At 63.6% G+C, this 13,334-nt stretch carries 14 protein-coding genes; 6 read left to right on the top strand and 8 right to left on the bottom strand.

Going from position 1 to position 13,334, the window contains the following annotated elements:
- Positions 1-13: 13 nt before the first annotated feature.
- Positions 14-433, top strand: coding sequence for an alternative ribosome rescue aminoacyl-tRNA hydrolase ArfB (arfB, locus tag ACN0YF_RS00805; RefSeq protein WP_417492957.1), 420 nt, complete (start codon positions 14-16; stop codon positions 431-433).
- On the opposite strand, the gene ACN0YF_RS00800 is transcribed toward arfB, so the two are convergent.
- The 4 genes from ACN0YF_RS00800 to ACN0YF_RS00785 form a co-directional block, all read right to left on the bottom strand.
- The gene (locus ACN0YF_RS00800; protein WP_417492956.1) at positions 430-1,449 is read right to left on the bottom strand and encodes an adenosine deaminase; all 1,020 of its coding nucleotides are present in this window, start codon (positions 1,447-1,449) and stop codon (positions 430-432) included. The two genes, arfB and ACN0YF_RS00800, sit on opposite strands and share 4 nt — an antisense overlap.
- 103 nt (positions 1,450-1,552) lie before the next feature.
- A complete protein-coding gene (locus ACN0YF_RS00795; RefSeq protein WP_417492955.1) occupies positions 1,553-2,161 on the bottom strand; it encodes a LysE family translocator in 609 nt (202 codons plus the stop codon).
- Positions 2,162-2,264: 103 nt separating this feature from the next.
- The gene (gene ndk, locus ACN0YF_RS00790) at positions 2,265-2,687 is read right to left on the bottom strand and encodes a nucleoside-diphosphate kinase (protein WP_417492954.1); all 423 of its coding nucleotides are present in this window, start codon (positions 2,685-2,687) and stop codon (positions 2,265-2,267) included.
- A gap of 117 nt (positions 2,688-2,804) precedes the next feature.
- Positions 2,805-3,482 (bottom strand): hypothetical protein, encoded by a 678-nt coding sequence (locus ACN0YF_RS00785; protein ID WP_417481514.1) that lies wholly within the window; start codon positions 3,480-3,482, stop codon positions 2,805-2,807.
- Between the two features lie 164 nt (positions 3,483-3,646).
- Between ACN0YF_RS00785 and ACN0YF_RS00780 the strand changes: the two genes are divergently transcribed.
- The gene (locus ACN0YF_RS00780; RefSeq protein ID WP_417492953.1) at positions 3,647-5,530 is read left to right on the top strand and encodes an ABC-F family ATP-binding cassette domain-containing protein; all 1,884 of its coding nucleotides are present in this window, start codon (positions 3,647-3,649) and stop codon (positions 5,528-5,530) included.
- Positions 5,531-5,613: 83 nt separating this feature from the next.
- Positions 5,614-6,009 carry a TspO/MBR family protein gene (locus tag ACN0YF_RS00775; protein WP_417492952.1) on the top strand — a complete coding sequence of 132 codons (396 nt, stop codon included), beginning with the start codon at positions 5,614-5,616 and terminating at the stop codon, positions 6,007-6,009.
- A 4-nt stretch (positions 6,010-6,013) separates the two neighbouring features.
- Here the strand turns inward: ACN0YF_RS00775 and ACN0YF_RS00770 are convergent, their stop codons facing one another.
- From ACN0YF_RS00770 to ACN0YF_RS00755, 4 genes are read right to left on the bottom strand one after another with little or no spacing between them, the layout of a single operon-like run.
- A complete protein-coding gene (locus ACN0YF_RS00770) occupies positions 6,014-6,406 on the bottom strand; it encodes an I78 family peptidase inhibitor (protein WP_417492951.1) in 393 nt (130 codons plus the stop codon).
- Positions 6,407-6,424: 18 nt separating this feature from the next.
- On the bottom strand, positions 6,425-6,724 hold the full coding sequence (locus tag ACN0YF_RS00765) for an I78 family peptidase inhibitor (RefSeq protein WP_417492950.1): 300 nt from the start codon (positions 6,722-6,724) through the stop codon (positions 6,425-6,427).
- Positions 6,721-7,173, bottom strand: a complete 453-nt coding sequence (locus ACN0YF_RS00760) for a DNA polymerase III subunit chi (protein WP_417481519.1) — start codon at positions 7,171-7,173, stop codon at positions 6,721-6,723. Before ACN0YF_RS00760 ends, ACN0YF_RS00765 begins: the two co-directional genes overlap by 4 nt.
- Positions 7,174-7,218: 45 nt before the next feature.
- Positions 7,219-8,697 carry a leucyl aminopeptidase gene (locus ACN0YF_RS00755; protein WP_417492949.1) on the bottom strand — a complete coding sequence of 493 codons (1,479 nt, stop codon included), beginning with the start codon at positions 8,695-8,697 and terminating at the stop codon, positions 7,219-7,221.
- A gap of 123 nt (positions 8,698-8,820) precedes the next feature.
- Here ACN0YF_RS00755 and ACN0YF_RS00750 point away from each other — a divergent pair, with 123 nt between their 5' ends.
- The 3 genes from ACN0YF_RS00750 (at position 8,821) to ACN0YF_RS00740 (ending at position 13,301) form a co-directional block, all read left to right on the top strand.
- Positions 8,821-9,936 carry an LptF/LptG family permease gene (locus ACN0YF_RS00750; RefSeq protein ID WP_417481521.1) on the top strand — a complete coding sequence of 372 codons (1,116 nt, stop codon included), beginning with the start codon at positions 8,821-8,823 and terminating at the stop codon, positions 9,934-9,936.
- A gap of 3 nt (positions 9,937-9,939) precedes the next feature.
- Entirely contained in the window at positions 9,940-11,037 is a 1,098-nt protein-coding gene (locus ACN0YF_RS00745; RefSeq protein WP_417492948.1) for an LptF/LptG family permease, read from the top strand.
- An 80-nt stretch (positions 11,038-11,117) separates the two neighbouring features.
- Positions 11,118-13,301 (top strand): LPS-assembly protein LptD, encoded by a 2,184-nt coding sequence (locus ACN0YF_RS00740; RefSeq protein WP_417492947.1) that lies wholly within the window; start codon positions 11,118-11,120, stop codon positions 13,299-13,301.
- The last annotated feature ends 33 nt before the right edge of the window (positions 13,302-13,334 follow it).

Genomic DNA, 13,334 nt, shown 5'->3' with positions numbered 1-13,334 from the left:
CGGGGATCGCGCGATGCAAATCACACCCTCCCTGGAGATCGACGAGGCCGAGCTGGAAGAGCGCTATACCCGCGCCTCCGGTCCGGGTGGCCAGCATGTCAACAAGACCGAGAGCGCCGTTCAGCTGCGCTTTAACCTCGCCGCCTCCACGGCCCTGCCCCCCGCCGTCAAGGCGCGCCTGGTGCGCATCGCCGCCAGCCGCCTGACCAAGGATGGCGTGCTGGTGATCCGCGCCGAGGAAACCCGCTCGCAGGAGCGCAATCGCGCTGCCGCTCGCGAACGGCTCCGGGCGCTGATCCTCGAAGCCCTCACCCCGCCCAAGCCACGCATCAAGTCACGGCCCTCGCTGTCCTCGATCAAGAAGGTCAAGGCGGCGAAAGCGATCCGTGGAACGCGGAAATCCTTGCGGCAGAAACCGACGGCTGAGGATTAGGCTGACGCGTCAGCCACCACCGCATCGATCTCGGCGAGATGCGCCTCGATCGCGGCCGGCTCCAGGAAACTGCCCCGGAAGGAATTCTTCGCCAGCTCGATGATCTCCTCCGCCGTCAGGCCGATGGCATCGGCGGTGCGGCGGAAATTCTCGTTGATATAGCCACCGAAATAGGCCGGATCATCCGAATTGATCGTGGCGCGCAGGCCGAGCGAGAGCATGGTCTTGACCGGGTGATCCTCCAGCCGGGCGATGCCGCAAAGGCGCAGGTTCGACAGGGGACACACCGTCAGCGTCATCTTCTCGCGGCCGAGCCGGGCGACCAGGGTGCCGTCTTCCAGGGCGCGATTGCCATGGTCGAGACGGTCGATGGCGAGCATGTCGAGGGCCTCATGGATATATTCCGGCGGCCCCTCCTCGCCGGCATGGGCGACGCGCTTGAGACCGAGCGTGCCGGCGGCAGCAAAGACCTGGCGGAATTTCGATGGCGGATGGCCCAGCTCGGAACTGTCGAGGCCGACACCATCGATACGGTCGAGATGTTCCGCCGCCATTTCCAGCGTCTCAAAGGCGGCCTCTTCGGAGAGATGGCGCAGGAAACAGAGAATGAGCCTGGAGGTGATGCCCCATTTTTCCCGGCCCTCATCGAGGGCAGAGCTGATGCCGTTGATCACGGTCGCAAAGGCGATGCCGCGATCAGTATGGCCCTGGGGATCGAAGAAGACCTCGACATGGCGGACATTGTCTTCATGGATGCGGGCCAGATAGGCCATCGTCAGATCATGGAAATCCTGTTCGGTGATCAGCACATTCATGCCGACATAATAGATATCAAGAAAGTCCTGCAGACTGCTGAAATCATAGGCTTTACGGATATCCTCGACCGAGGCGAAGGGGATCTCGATCCCGTTGCGCCTGGCCAGTTCGAACATCAGTTCCGGCTCGAGCGAGCCTTCAAGATGAAGGTGAAGTTCGGCCTTGGGCAGGCGTTCGATCAGGGCGTGAAGGGAAGACATGCCGGGCCTCGCAATTGCGGTGGAATGAGTCGGGCGCAAACTGACGCGCGCCGGGCGGATCGGCAAGGTCTATTGCCGAGAGGCCATCGACCACGCCGCCCCCTCACCCCGCCGTCAGGATCATGCCGACCGTGATGATGAAGACGGCGCCGATGGCGAAGTTCAAAATGCGGGCATGGTGGTGATTGCCCATCACCCGCCGCAACATCCCGCCCGCCAGTACATAGATCAGGCCGCACGGCGTACCGAACAGGGCAAACACGCCGACCATCACCAGCGCCCGTTCGGCCGATGTCTCGCCCAGTGCCGAATAGCCGCCGACGATCGACATCGCCAGCAAGAGGCCCTTCGGATTGACCCACTGGAACAGCATGGCCTCGGGCACATTCATCGGACGCGCACCGGTCTTCGCCGCCTCGGCCGGGTCGATGACACCGCCGCGAATGCCGGCCCGGATATAGGTCCAGCCCATCCAGCCCAGCCAGGCTGCACCGCCGACGCGAACCAGCATGGCCGTCCAGGGGAAGCGCTCAAACAATTCACCCAGGCCGAACACCATTGCCGTCAGCAGGATCGCAAAACCGAGATTGGCGCCAATCCAGTGCGGCACGGCAGCGCGTGCGCCAAACAGCGCACTTGAGGTCAGCAGGATAAGGTTATTCGGCCCCGGCGTGCCCCACATGGCGAGGATCAACCCGCCCAGGCTGGCCATCAATGCAATATCCAGAACGTCTCTCCCGTGGCCCAAAGCCCGTATTCAACAAAAAGGCCCGGCGTTTCCGCCGGGCCCCTTGTCTGCGTATCGGCGATCAGCCTTAGCCGACCATTTCGATACCGGCGAAGAAATAGGCGATCTCTTCAGCAGCGGTTTCAGGCGCATCGGAGCCGTGAACCGAATTGGCTTCGATCGACTCGGCGAATTCCTTGCGGATCGTGCCGGCTTCAGCCTGCTCGGGATTGGTGGCACCCATGACGTCGCGGTATTTCGCGATCGCGTTTTCGCCTTCGAGGACCTGGACCACGACCGGGCCGGAGATCATGAAGGAGACGAGGTCGTTGAAGAAGGGGCGAGCCTTGTGGACGCCGTAAAACGTCTCGGCCTGGGCGCGGCTCAGCTGCATGCGCTTTTGCGCGATGATGCGCAGGCCGGCGGCTTCAATCTTGGCATTGATGGCGCCGGTGAGATTGCGGGCAGTGGCGTCGGGTTTGATGATCGAGAAGGTGCGTTGCAGCGCCATGATGTGAATTCCTCAGGAGAGTTGGACGAGCGCGGGCCAACCCCGGGGCTCTATGAATCGGGCGGGCTTATAGCGGGATCAGCCCGGCTTGGAAAGATGCCGCTGTGCCGCCGGCTGTCAGCGACGGGTCATGACGGTAAAGTCTTCGGGCTCAGCGCAAACCCGGTTCATGGATTGCCAGAATCCGCCACGGGTCTCCGTCCACCGGATATTGGCCACGGGATAGGTGATCCCGGCCTCGCCGGTCAGGCCGGGATAATTCGCCCGGGCCCGCGCCACTTCGCCTTCGATCTCCGCTTCGGACACCGCGTTGTCACGCAGCTGAAGTTCCCCCGGCACACCGAGGAGAGCGGGCTCTGCCAGCATGGGCATGACCGAAATCATGCCGGAGCGGATCTCCCACACCGGCGCACCGTTAAAGTAACAGAAATAGGTCGTAACCTCGCTCATGCCCGTCGAACTCACGGTGCCATAGTCGACGAGGGCATAGGTGCCCGGCGGGATTGGCTGCACGCGCAGATCAAGCCGGGGGTCGTCATTGATCCGGTTCACGCCGCCCCAGACCGAGGCATTGACCGAGTAAATGGCGTCGCCGAACTGACCGGTTTCCAGATCGACCGACTTGAAGGCGTAGCGACGGCCCAGCCCGGTCGTCGGCAGGACCATCAGCATGAGGGCATCCTGCGATGCCGGGTCGAAGCGAATGCTCGATGGCGGCGCTGACGCACAGGCGGTCAGGGCTGCACTGCACACGAGCAGGGCTGTGCCCGCCAGGCGCGACACGATCTTGAACATGAAATTTCCCCGAAGGCGGCGGGCGAACCCGTATCGACCGCACCGCAGCGATATATCCATGTCTCCACCATGCTATCAATCGGGATTGTGCCAGCGCCGGACCGCTGCCGCTTCAACGCCAAGCACGCTTGCGCCAACCGCCAAGCCGGGCTACGCGCCTGCCCATGCTACACATCAATGATCTGACATATCGTATCGAAGGCCGGATGCTGTTCGACCAGGCGACCTTTCACCTGCCCCCAAAATGCAAGATGGGGCTGGTCGGGCGCAATGGCACCGGCAAGTCGACCCTGTTCCGGCTGATCCGCGGCGATATCCATCCGGAGGGCGGGGACACCACGCTGCGCAAGGGTGCGCGCGTCGGCTGGGTGGCCCAGGAGGCGCCGGGTGGTGACGAGAGTCTGATCTCCGTTGTGCTCGATGCCGACCTGGAACGCGCGGCCCTGCTCAAGGAAGCCGAGACCGCGACCGACCCCAATCGCATCGCCGAGATCCAGATTCGCCTGGCCGATATCGATGCCCATACTGCCGAGGCACGGGCCGGCTCCATCCTCTCCGGTCTGGGCTTCACGGCTGAAGAGCAGTTGCGCGCCTGCCGTGAATTCTCCGGTGGCTGGCGCATGCGCGTCGCCCTCGCCGCGACCCTGTTTGCCGAACCCGACGTCCTGCTGCTCGATGAGCCGACCAATTATCTCGACCTTGAAGGCGTGATGTGGCTGCAGACCTACCTCAAGAGCTTCCCCGGCGCCGTGCTCGTCATCTCCCACGACCGCGATCTGCTGAACGGTTCGATGCAGCGCATTGCCCACCTCAAGGATGGCAAGATCAGTGTCTTCGAAGGCGGCTATGACGACTTCGAAAAGGCGCTGGCCGAGCGTCAGCGCCTGCAGGTGAAGATGGCCGACAAGCAGGATGCCGAGCGCCGGCATTTGCAGGCCTTCGTCGACCGCTTCAAGGCCAAGGCCTCGAAAGCCAAACAGGCCCAGTCCCGCGTCAAGCGGCTGGAAAAGATGCAGCCGGTGGCCACCACGGTCGCCGACCCGGTCGCGCCCTTCCTCTTCCCTGCTCCCAAAAAGGCGATGGCGCCGCCCATCGTGCGGATCGAAGAGGTCGATGCCGGCTATGCGCCGGGCAAGCCCGTGCTGCGCAATGTCAATCTGCGCATCGATCCCGATGACCGTATCGGCATTCTCGGCCGCAATGGCGCCGGCAAGTCGACCCTGGCCAAACTGCTCTGCGACAAGCTGATCCCGCTCTCGGGCCATATGCGCCATCACAAGAAGCTGGAGATCGCCTATTTCGCCCAGCACCAGATTGACGGTCTGCATGCCGACACCTCGGCCTATCAACACGTGATCGATCTGATGCCGGACGCGACCGAGGCCCAGCGCCGCGCCCGCCTGGCCCGTTTTGGCCTGCCGCGCGACCGCCAGGAAACCCCGGCCGGTTCCTTGTCCGGCGGCGAGAAGGCGCGGTTGATGTTCAACCTGATCACCTTCCATGGCCCCCACCTCTTGATCCTCGATGAGCCGACCAATCACCTCGACATGGACAGCCGCTCGGCCCTGATCATGGCGCTGAACGAGTATGAAGGTGCCGTCATCCTGATCAGCCACGACCGGCATCTGATCGAAAGCTCGGTCGATCGTCTCTGGCTCGTGGCCAATGGCTCGGTGACACCCTATGACGAGGATATCGAGACTTATCGCCAGAGCTTCTCCGGTCGCCCCGCCCGCGCTGCCAAGCGCGAGAAAAAGGATCTGCCGCAAGACGACAAGAGCGTGAAACGCCGCAATCTCGCCGCCCGCCGCGACGAGCTCAAGCCCCTGCGCACCGAATCCACCCGCTGGGCCAAGGAAGCCGACCGCCTGCGCGGCATTCTCGAAGTGATTGATCGCGGGCTGGCCACGCCGGGCCTTTACAAGAAAGACCCGAAGGCCGCCAAGGACCTGCAGATGAAGCGTGCCAAGGCCGTCGAACTGATCGATGCGGCGGAAGCCAAATGGATGGCGGCGGAAGAAAAGCTGGAAGCGGCGCGAGCGGGCTAGACGAGGCACCGGATCGCCCGCTTGAACTCCACCCCCACTCATCCCCATATTCGCAGCCAGGACGCTGAAGCGAGAGGCGAGACGTGCAGATCAAGGACTGGTACGCGCAACTGAGGAAACCGGCCTGGGCCCCACCCTCATGGCTCTTCGCCCCGGTCTGGTCGGTGCTCTATTTCATCATCGCCGTCAGCTTTGGCTATGTGTTCTGGCTCGCCTTCAGCGGCCTGGTTTCGCCCTGGCTGGCGCTGCCCTTCGCGTTGAACCTGGTCTTCAACGCGGCTTTCGCCCCGCTGCAATTCGGCCTGCGCAGCAATGCGCTGGCCGCCGCGGATATCACGCTGGTGCTGGGCACGCTGATCTGGGCGCTGGTCGCGGTCCACCAGATCGCGCCCTGGGTCGTCTACGCCAATCTCGCCTATCTGGCCTGGGTCTGCTTCGCGACAGTGCTGCAATACGCGATCTCCTGGGAAAACCGCTAGTCCCCTAGCCGCAGGTCAGGCTCTCCACCGTGTCGTCATCGGCGATGCGGATCGTCAGCCGTTCAGGAATGTATTCCATCGTGACGCGCGAATAGCGGCCGACGACGCGGTAATTCTCCGGCAGCGTCCGGCTGTCGACCGCGACGCGCGGCTGGCCGACATAATGCTGCAGGCTTTCCATGCCGCATGACCCGGTGATCGGGCGCTGGAAACGGGCCGTGCCAATATCCTGGACCTCGCCCATGGCCGGCATGTCGGAAGCCGGTCCGGCAACGGCCGGTTGAGCGGGCGCCGTGACAGGCGCGAGCGTCGGCAGCGCCTGGCGCGGCGCCGGCGACATGTCGAAGGCGCAGCCCGTCAGCAACAGGCCGCCCAGAAGAATTGAAACACGTTTCATGAAATCGGGCCCGCCGGGTCAACCACACCAGAGACGCACGATAACGCCGTCGCCGTCGAGATCAAGATTGAGGCGTTCGCCGCGAAAATCCATGGTCACAGGCTGGCCGGGATGGATCGGGCGGACCAGGCGCGCCAGGCTGTCGAGATCGACCTCGCTGACCGGCTGGCCAATCAGGTATTCGCGCGCGACGGCACCGCAGGGATCGTCGGTGTTTTCAAAACCCGGCATTGCCGCCTCGCCGCTCTCCGGCGTGGTCGTAGCACAGGCCGACACGGCCAGCGCGGACAATACGGGTAACAGGATGCGTTTGGTCATGCCTTCTTCTCCCAGCGGCCTTCCGGCGATTGGCGCCAGTATGAGACGGTTCGCTCCGGTGTCGAGAGCTGTTTCCAGAGCCGCCGCGCCGCATTGACGGCGCTTTCGTCCTGGCCGTCAAACATCACGATGACGCGCTCGAAGGCGTCCGGGTTTTCCGGCTGCGCACCGTCGAGCAGGAAGAGGCATTGCGCCTGGCCCGGATTGGCCTCGTCGCTGGCGAGCAGGACCGGCTGACGCTCCGGCTCGGGCTCGTCGGCCAGGCCATGCGGCAGGAAGCTGTCCTCGCGCCAGGTCCACAGGGATTTGTCGAGCGAGGCGAGACGATCAGTGTCGGCAGAGCGCACCAGTGCGCGCCAGCCCTTGGCCAGCGTCTTTTCGAGCAATTCAGGGAGCACCTCTTCAGGCCCGGAACGCTCGAGATGATAGAACCAGATATCAGCCGGCATACATAAAAAGGGCGGCCCGAAAGCCGCCCTCTCCTTGTTCGAAGGCTAGCCCTCGTAATTGTCGCGCACGAAGCGGTCGAGCATGCGCACGCCCCAGCCTGTGCCCCAGCTGGGCTGCCGTGGGTCGTCCTTCATGCCGCCCATCGCCGTGCCGGCAATGTCGATATGGCACCAGGGCTTGTCATTGACGAAGCGCTTGAGGAATTCCGCCGCCGAGATCGAACCGGCCAGACGGCCTTCGCCGACATTGCGCATATCGGCATTCTTGGTCTCGATATGCTTTTCATAATCGGAACCGAGCGGCAGACGCCAGACAGGCTCGTCCGCTGCATTGCCGGCAGCGAAGAGGCGTTCGGCAAGCTCGTCATTATTGGAGAAGATGCCGGCGCGGGAATTGCCGAGCGCGATCAGGATGGCACCGGTCAGCGTGGCCAGGTCGATCATCAGCTTCGGATCGAAGGTCTGCTGCGCATACCAGAGCACGTCAGCCAGCACGAGGCGGCCTTCCGCATCGGTATTGAGGATCTCGATCGTCTGGCCCGACATCGAGGTCACGATATCGCCCGGGCGCTGGGCATTGCCGTCAGGCATGTTCTCGACCAGGCCGACAATGCCGATCGCATTCACATTGGCCTTGCGGCCTGCCAGGGCGGTCATCAGGCCGACAACGGCAGCGGAGCCGCCCATATCACCCTTCATTTCGTCCATGCCGGCACCTGGCTTGAGCGAGATGCCACCCGAATCGAAAGTCAGGCCCTTGCCGACGAAGACGAGCGGCTTGTCGCCCTTCTTGCCGCCATTCCATTTCATGATCGCGATATGGCTCTCGAATTCCGAAGCCTGACCGACGCCGAGCAGGGAGTGCATGCCCAGGTCGAGCATCTGTGCCTCGTCGAGGATCTCGATATCGAGCCCGAGCTTGGCCATGCCTTCGATCTGCTTGGCATAGGTTTCCGGGTTGAGGATGTTGGGCGGCTGGTTGAGCAGTTCGCGTGCGGTATCGACGCCATCGGCGACCGGGCCCCAATCCTTCCAGGCCGATTGCGCGGCGGCGACGTCGTCGACAGCGATCACAACCTGTTTCAGCGAGGGTTTCTTGTCGTCGGAAAGCTTGGTGCGGTACTGGTCGAAACGGTAGGCGGCGAGGCGTGCACCGAGGCCGGCGCGGGCTGCGCCTTGGCCATCAGCTTCGCCATCCAGGCGCAGGGTGACGATTGTCTCGCCGCCGGTCAGGAGCTTGCCGACGACCGCAGCGGCGGCCTTCTCGAGCACATTTTCGTTCAGTTTTGCCTTCTCGCCGAGACCGAAGATCACGACGCGCGGCGCATCAATGCCGGCCGGCGCGATAATTTCCAGCGTCTCGCCGGCACCGCCCTTGAAGCGCGAGGCCGCGATGGCGCGGGTGAGCGAACCGAATGTGGCGTCATCCACGGACTTGGCCGCTGGCGACAGCGTGGCCTTGTCATAGGCCGGGACGGCGATGGCTCCGACAGCGGAACCGGCAGTGACGAATTCGATCTTCATGGCTTGACCTTCTCGAAAAGCGGGAGCTCCAAAAATGCGCGTGGAGCCGAAAAGATGGATTGCGGAAGTGGTATCCGATCCAGACGTGAGATAGAAGGCGGATCACGCAGCGAAAATTCGGTCATGATTCTGGTTCAACGCTATTTCTTTACCCAATTGCTCTGGCCCTTCATCACGTCGGTGTCCGCGCTGGCGGGACTGGCACTGCTCACGCAGAGTCTGTCGAACGTCGACCTGGTCTCGGGCTATTCGCAGACAGCGCTGACCTTCCTCAAGGTGACGCTGCTGGCGCTGCCGCAACTGACAGCCCTGCTGGTGCCGATCGCCCTGTTCATCGCCGTCCTGTCGGGAATGAACCGGCTCTCCGCCGACAGTGAACTGGTGATCGCCTCGGCCTCGGGCATGAGTCGGCTGGCGGTCCTGTCGCCGCTGCTGCGGCTTGCCGTCTATGTGATGATCTTCAATCTGGCGATCAATCTCTTCGTCCAGCCCCTCGCCTATCGCGAGATGCGGCGCAGCCTGCACGATCTGCGCTCCGACGCTGCTGCCAGCCTGATCACGCCGGGCGCCTTCACCCAGATCGGCGCCGGCGTCACGCTCTATGCCCGCGAACGCGGCCGCGACGGGCGCATGCAGGACGTGCTGATCCACGACACCCGCGTCACCAATGAACCGATCACCATCACGGCGCGCGAAGGCTTTATCGTCCGCTCCTCGACCCAGTCCTCCATGGTGCTGGCCGATGGCAACCGCCAGCAGATCGATGCCGCCGGCGAGCTCGGCTATGTCACCTTTGACCGCACCGAGTTCGACCTTGGCGAGTTCATCGGCCCGATCGACGCCATGTTCTTCAAGGAGAGCGACCGTTTCCTGCATGAGCTGATCTGGCCCGACGCCAGCACGATCGCTCGCAGTGGCGGCCCAGAACGCGCCTGGGCGGAAGCCCACTACCGGCTCTCGGCGCCGCTCTACAATCTCGTCTTCGTCCTGATCGCCGCCGCCGTCTTTCTGGCCGGCGATTATTCGCGCATGGGCTATGGCCGCCGCGTGATGGTCGCGGTCGCGCTCGGGCTGGCACTGAGACTGGCCGGTTTTGCGGTGCAGTCAGCCAGCGCCGTCGATGGCGCGGCCAATATCGGCCAGTATCTCGTGCCGCTGCTGGGCTGTCTTGGCGCGATGGCTGTCATCTACTGGCCGACGCGCGTGCGTCCGGCGCGCCATTTGACGGCGGGGGTCTGAGTCATGCCGTTCAGCCGCCTGAACCGTTACATGATGGCCCAGACACTGGTCGGGCTCGGCCTGGCCCTGCTGGTGATCAGCACCGTCATCATCCTGGTCGATTTCGTCGAGCAATCGCGCTCCATCGGCACCCGCGTCGATATCGGCTCGCTCGACCTGCTCGGCCTGACCTTGCTGAAAACGCCATCGCTGATCGAGACCACTCTTCCCTTCGTCTTCCTGTTCGGCGTCCTGACCTCGCTCTTCCGTCTCAACCGCTCCAGCGAACTGATCGTGATGCGCGCCTCGGGCATGTCGGCCTGGCGTATCCTGTCGGCCCCGATCGCCCTGGCGGTCGCGGGCGGCTTGATCGGCACGCTGGCCCTCAACCCGCTCGGCTCGGCCGGCAATGCGGAATTCGAACGCCGCCGCGATGCGCTGATGGATGTCCGCCGCAGCCCCGATGTCGAACAACCCGTCTGGCTTCGCGAGTCCAATCTCGACGGATTCACCGTGATTGCCGCCCTGTCGCTCGACGAGGACAGCCAGCGCCTGATGACCCCGGCCTTCATGTATTTCTCGGTCGATGCCGAGGGCGTACCCCGGCTCGAGCGGCGGATTGATGCCGGCAGCGCCAGACTGCGCGACGGTTTCTGGGAAGTCACCGATGCGGTCGAGCGCACGCCCAACAGCGCCGCGCTGCAACTGGGCCTGGTGACGATCCCGACCCTGATCAATCGCCAGGCCCTGTTCGAACGGTCGCGTTCGCCGGACGGGGTTTCGGTCTGGGACCTGCCGGGGCTGATCGATTCGGCCCATGAGGCGGGGCTGGCGACCGAGCGCTATCAATTGCGCCTGCACCAGCTCCTGGCGCTGCCACTGACCTTGCTGGCCGCCACTCTGATCGCTGCAGCGGCGACCCTGCGGCTGCACCGGCTCGGCGGCGCTGCGGCCTTCGCCCTGGCTGGCGGCCTGGCTGGATTTCTGATGTTTTTCCTGCAGGAAGTGCTCGGCTCCATGGGGGCCACCGGCGCGCTTCCGGCCGCGACTGCGGCCTGGGCAGCTCCGGCGCTTACCGCCCTGCTGGCCATGAGCTATATCGCCTCGACCGAAGACGGATGACGCGATGGACGACCGCGGCCGGTTCCGTTAGTCATAAAGGCCGGTATTCGAACCTGGCCGGGTCAGACAAGGAGTGACGCATGGCGTCGCAGTTTAGCCGTCTCGCGGCTGCATTGATGAGCTCGAGCGTGCTCGCCCTGTCGCCTGCGGCTCTGGCCCAAGCAGCGGAAGCCGACGAAGCACCGGTTTATCTGGAAGCCGACAATCTCGAGGATCTCGGTAACGGGGCGGGTTTTCTTGCCACCGGGCATGTGCGTGCGCGCCAGAGCGGCCGGACCCTCTATGCCGACGAGCTGGAATATCATCCCGATCTGAATCGCATCATCGCGCGCGGCAATGTCGTTATTCACGGCCAGGGCCCCTACCCGCAATATGCGGACGAGGTCGAGCTCGATTCGGAAATGTCGGCCGGCCTCGCGCTCGGCTTCGCGACGATGCTCGAGAATAACGGCCAGATGGCTGCCGCCGCCGCGATTCGCCAGAGCAATGGCGGCCTGCAACTCGAAGACGCCTATTACACCGCCTGCGAACTGTGCGAGAATGGCGAATACGAGCCGACATGGCGGCTGCGCGCCCGTCAGGTGATCCAGGATCCCGACGAGCAGATGATCTATTATCGCGACGCCCAGTTCGAAGTGATGGGCGTGCCTGTGCTCTACTCACCCGTCTTCGCCCATCCGGACCCGTCCGCGGACCGGCACAGCGGATTTCTCTTCCCGGGCTTCAGCGTTTCCTCGCGGCTCGGCTTCTCCTATCAGCAGCCCTACTACTGGGCGATCTCGCCATCCCAGGACATCACCCTGGCACCGCGCGTGATGACCAATGTCAATCCGCTGCTCTTCACCGAATACCGCAAGCGCTTCTGGTCCGGCGAGATGGCCTTCGAGGGCAGCATCACCCATGAAGCCGAGATCGACAGTGATGGCGATCGTTTCGGCGATGAGAGCTGGCGCTGGCATTTGTTCGGTGGCGGTCAGTGGGAGATCAATCCGGACTGGCGTTGGGGCTTCGGCATCCAGCGTGCCTCCGATGACCTGCATTTACGGCGTTATGATTTCTCCGAAATCGACCGTGACCGCGGCGCCCCGATCGAAGGCGGCAACCGGCGCCTGGTTAGCCAGATCTATGTTGAGGGGCGCACGCGCAACAGCTATGGCTCGCTGATCGCAGCGGACTATCAGAGCCTGCGCGAAAACGAGGATGACGACACGATCCCGACGATCGCGCCGATGTTCAGTTATGAGCGTGTTTTCAACGCCCCCGGACCCTGGGGCCGGGTCAATCTGAGCGGCAATGCCGTGATGCTCGAGCGTCAGCTCGGAACGGATTATGCCCGCGCCAGCGTGACCGCCGACTGGCGCGCCCGTTGGGTCAGCGGCAATGGTATCGTCATCGAGCCCTTCGCCTATGCGCGCAGCGACACCTATTCCTACAATGACCTGCCTGCCACCTATGCCGAGAGCGAGGACAGTTTTTCCCGCCAGCTTGCGCTGGTTGGCACCGAGTTCAGCTGGCCCTTCTATCGAGCAGGCGAGACGGTCGACTGGATTGTCGAACCCGTGATCTCGGCGGTTGCCGCCTCCGATGATCCCGACGCGGACCGGGTCTATAACGAAGACAGCATTTCGCTCGACCTCGACGAAAGCCTGCTCTTCGAGGCCGACCGGGCCGCGGGCTTCGACCTGTGGGAGCCGGGACAACGTGTCACCTATGGCCTGCGCACAACCGCGCAATGGGGCGAGAGCGGGCTAGCCCGTCTCTTCCTCGGCCAGAGCTACCGGCTCGATGGCGATCCGGTCTTCAGTGCCGGCAGCGGCCTGTATGAGGACGAGTCGGATTACATCGTCGCCGGCACGATCGAAATCGCAGGTTTCGAGGCTGACCTGCAGACCCGCCTCGATGCGATGGATGGCGACATCAACCGCGTCGATATCGGCTTCGGCTATACGAGCGACCGCTTCACCGGCCGGATCAGCTATATGGAAGTGAGCGATGATGACGGCACCCGTTCGGACCAGCGCGAGGCACGGGCCAATTTCGAAGTGCGTCTCACCGACCGCTGGAGCGCCATCGGCAGCACCGTCCGCGATCTTGACCGGGACTATTCGCGTTTGACCACGGCCGGCTTCCGCTATGCCGATGAATGTACTGAACTCGACATTGTCTACCAGCGCGAAGACGAACTCATCGCGCTCCTCGGACCATCAGAATCGATCCAGATTCGGATCACCCTGTTCACCCTCGGTGGGATGAGTCCTGACTAAACTACAGTGCCGGGCGATTGCACCGGCTTCGTC

The sequence above is a fragment of the Maricaulis sp. genome (assembly GCF_048270265.1).
In the GTDB taxonomy this organism is placed as follows: Bacteria; Pseudomonadota; Alphaproteobacteria; order Caulobacterales; family Maricaulaceae; genus Maricaulis.
Note: the sequence above shows the minus strand (reverse complement) of the source record. Positions and strands in the feature narration are given on the sequence as shown.